At 45.2% G+C, this 3,645-nt stretch carries 2 protein-coding genes and 1 other annotated feature; of the genes, one reads left to right on the top strand and one right to left on the bottom strand.

Features of this window, described 5'->3' with window-relative positions:
- Positions 1-85 precede the first annotated feature (85 nt).
- Positions 86-224: a sequence feature (His leader region), on the bottom strand.
- A gap of 125 nt (positions 225-349) precedes the next feature.
- Positions 350-1,852 carry a branched-chain amino acid transport system II carrier protein gene (gene brnQ / locus DK423_RS10875; protein WP_005559065.1) on the bottom strand — a complete coding sequence of 501 codons (1,503 nt, stop codon included), beginning with the start codon at positions 1,850-1,852 and terminating at the stop codon, positions 350-352.
- A gap of 26 nt (positions 1,853-1,878) precedes the next feature.
- On the opposite strand from brnQ, the gene pyrG reads away from it, so the two are divergent.
- Entirely contained in the window at positions 1,879-3,513 is a 1,635-nt protein-coding gene (gene pyrG / locus DK423_RS10870; RefSeq protein WP_005559067.1) for a glutamine hydrolyzing CTP synthase, read from the top strand.
- Positions 3,514-3,645 lie beyond the last annotated feature (132 nt).

Genomic DNA, 3,645 nt, shown 5'->3' with positions numbered 1-3,645 from the left:
GTTTGTTTTTTGTTTGGGAACAAAAATTATACACTATTATGAACTCTTCTTTTTTGCACTTGGATTGTAAATTCAAGACCTAAAAAAGCAAAACCCCTCGAAAGTTGCCTTCCGAGGGGTTTATAAACGGTGATTGATTATGTCTGCATTTCACTCATACTCGGAAGTTATCTCCCGAACACGCCGAATGCCCAAAAGATTATTCAGGTAAACGGTGATGATGGTGCAATGCGTTGGTTAAGTACATAATGAATCCCTTTTAATCAAAAGATGGTTGGAATATAACCAAGAAAAAACGTTATGCAAGGAATTTTTTGCATAAATTTTCTTCAGGGGAAAAATTCGTCCGTTATTCTTTCGCGATGTTTCCCGCCAAAATAGTCAACATCATCACGCTTAACGCTGGAATTAACCACGCCAACCCATTTTCATATAACGGGAAATTTTCAAGAAGCCGTTTTACTCCAGCAGGCAATAATTCCACGTTATTCAAGCTGTCGCACAAACTAAAACACACGGTGACGGCGATGGTGGCGTTATAGGTCAATTTCACCCATGGTAGTTTGGCGCGCACCATTTGTAACACCACCAGCATAATTGCCACCGGGTAAATTAATAACAAGGCGGGAATGGTCACTTGTAATAATTTGGTTAAGCCGTTTTCGGAAATGATGGTAGTCATGATGGTAAAAAATACGACCCAGAAAGAATACGGCAAGCGGTTGGAAAATTTGGCAAAGTAGTAAGCGCAGGCGCTGGTAACACCTACAAGAGTAGTTAAACTTGCTAAGAAAATGATGCCTGACATAATCAAGGATCCTTCTTTGCCGAACAACACACCTACATAGCGGGAGAAAATTTGTCCGCCGTTGCTTGCCCCTTGCGCTACTGCATCACTGGTGGCACCAAGATAGAATAAGGAAAAATACAGTGCAGCGAGTAGTACCACTGAAATACAGCCGGCGAAAATGGTGTAACGCATGATTTTATGCGGTTCGGTGACATTTTTACTGCTTAACGCGCGGGCAACGATGCCGCCAAAGGCGATCGCTGCCAACACATCCATGGTTTGATATCCACTGATTAAGCCTGTAGTTAGCACAGAACCCTCAGCATAGGCCTTGCTTGGCGCAGAGATCTCAGATAATGGGGAAATAAATACGGCAACCGTAACCACTACCAATAACACCAATAACGCCGGCGTCATAAATTTCCCTACGCTGGAAATAATGGTGTTCGGTTTTAACATGAATAACATGGCGATAATGTTAAATACCACGGCGAAAATCAGGTGGTTCGTCGGCGTGTCTACTACAATCTCCAACGGTACCAGCGCCATTTCGTAGGCGACATTGGTAATACGCGGCATAGCGAAAGTGGAACCAATCACCAAATATAAGGTGGCTAAAAACAGCACTTCCGCCCATTTCGGTAAATCGCGGGTGAGTTCTTCGCCACGCCCCAAAACCGACACAATCACCAGCGTGATAAACGGCATTAATACGCCGGTGAGCACAAAGCCTAAGGCGGCGATCGCCCAATGCTGCCCTGCGGTGTAGCCCTCCATAGGTGGAAAAATAATGTTTCCTGCGCCTAAAAACAGCGCGAAAATCATCATCCCTAAAACAACAATATCTTTGCGTGAAAACATAATAAATTTCTCTTGTGATAAAAAGCCGCGATATTTTACTACAAAAGCCTTACGATTCGTAATAAAATCATGCAAAACGCAGTGAGTCATGACCGCACTTTTACCATAATTCACCCGTGCGAAGATTGAGTTAATCCTGTCTTTGTTGTAAACTATGCTCCCGTCTTGATAGATTATATTTATCCTAATTTTTCCATCCATCCCAATAGCAACAATATAGGTTTCTTATGGCTACCAATTATATTTTCGTCACAGGCGGTGTGGTTTCTTCGCTTGGTAAAGGCATTGCGGCGGCATCGCTTGCGGCAATCTTAGAAGCGCGTGGTTTGAACGTCACGATCATGAAACTCGATCCTTATATCAACGTTGATCCGGGTACCATGAGCCCGACCCAGCACGGTGAAGTGTTCGTTACCCAAGACGGCGCAGAAACGGACTTAGACTTAGGTCATTACGAGCGTTTTATTCGAACTAAAATGACCAAACGCAATAACTTTACCACCGGTAAAATCTATTCCGAAGTGTTACGCAAAGAGCGGCGCGGCGACTATTTAGGTGCGACCATTCAAGTGATCCCACACATTACCAATGAAATCAAGGCTCGTGTTATTGACGGCGCGGCAGGGCATGATGTGGTACTTGTAGAAGTGGGCGGTACCGTGGGCGACATCGAATCGCTCCCGTTCCTTGAAGCCTTGCGTCAACTCGCGGTGCAGGTTGGTCGCGAGCGCACTATTTTCATGCATTTAACCTTGGTGCCGTACATTCCGACTGCCGGCGAACTAAAAACCAAACCGACCCAACATTCTGCAAAAGAATTATTGTCCATCGGCATTCAACCGGATGTACTCATTTGCCGGTCTGACCGCATGATCCCGCCGAACGAACGTGCCAAAATCGCTTTATTCTGTAATGTGCCAGAACGCGCGGTGATTTCCCTGAAAGATGTGTCTTCCATTTATCAGATTCCGGCGTTGTTGAAATCGCAGGGCTTAGATGATTTTATTTGCGATCGTTTCCATTTAACCTGCCTGGAAGCGGATTTATCCGAATGGGAGCAAGTGTTGTATCAACAAGTTAACCCGACGGGCGAAGTACTCATCGGCATGGTGGGCAAATACACCGAATTGCCGGACGCTTACAAATCCGTGAATGAGGCCTTAAAACACGCAGGTTTAAAAAATCGCTTAACCGTAAACATTAAATACATCGATTCGCAAGATGTAGAAACCAAAGGCGTCGAAATTTTAAAAGGCTTGGACGGCATTTTAGTGCCGGGTGGTTTCGGCTATCGTGGCGTGGAAGGCAAAATCCTCACCGCCAAATATGCGCGTGAAAACAACATTCCATATTTAGGCATTTGTTTGGGAATGCAGGTGGCGTTAATCGAATTCGCCCGCAACGTTGCCGGTATGAGCCATGCAAACTCCTCCGAATTCGACCGCACTTGTGAACAGCCGGTGGTAGGTTTAATCACCGAATGGCAAGACGCCGACGGCAACACCGAAGTGCGCAACGACGAATCCGACTTAGGCGGCACTATGCGTCTCGGTGCACAAAAATGCCATTTAGCGGAAGGCAGCCTGGCACGCAAATTATACGGCGCCGAAACCATTGAAGAACGCCACCGCCATCGTTACGAAGTAAACAATGTCTTGCTTCCGCAAATTGAAAAAGCGGGTTTGAAAGTCACCGGTTTATCCGCCGATAAAAAATTGGTGGAAATCATTGAAGTGCCGAACCACCCTTGGTTCGTTGCCTGCCAATTCCACCCGGAATTCACCTCCACCCCGCGTGACGGTCACCCGTTATTTGAAGGCTTTGTGAAAGCGGCAAAAGACAATCAGAAAAAATCCGACTAACGGATGCTGAAAACCGAAACAAAAGTGCGGTAATTATAGTGGGTATTTTTACATTTAGACATAGTAGACAAAAGAGTTGGTTTTACCAACTCTTTCTATTTAGAAAATCCTTAATAAACACTATTTTATGCC

The sequence above is a fragment of the Aggregatibacter actinomycetemcomitans genome (assembly GCF_003130205.1).
GTDB lineage: Bacteria > Pseudomonadota > Gammaproteobacteria > Enterobacterales > Pasteurellaceae > Aggregatibacter > Aggregatibacter actinomycetemcomitans_A.
The sequence above is the reverse complement of the archived record's forward strand: the minus strand, read 5'-3'. Positions and strand labels throughout refer to the sequence as shown.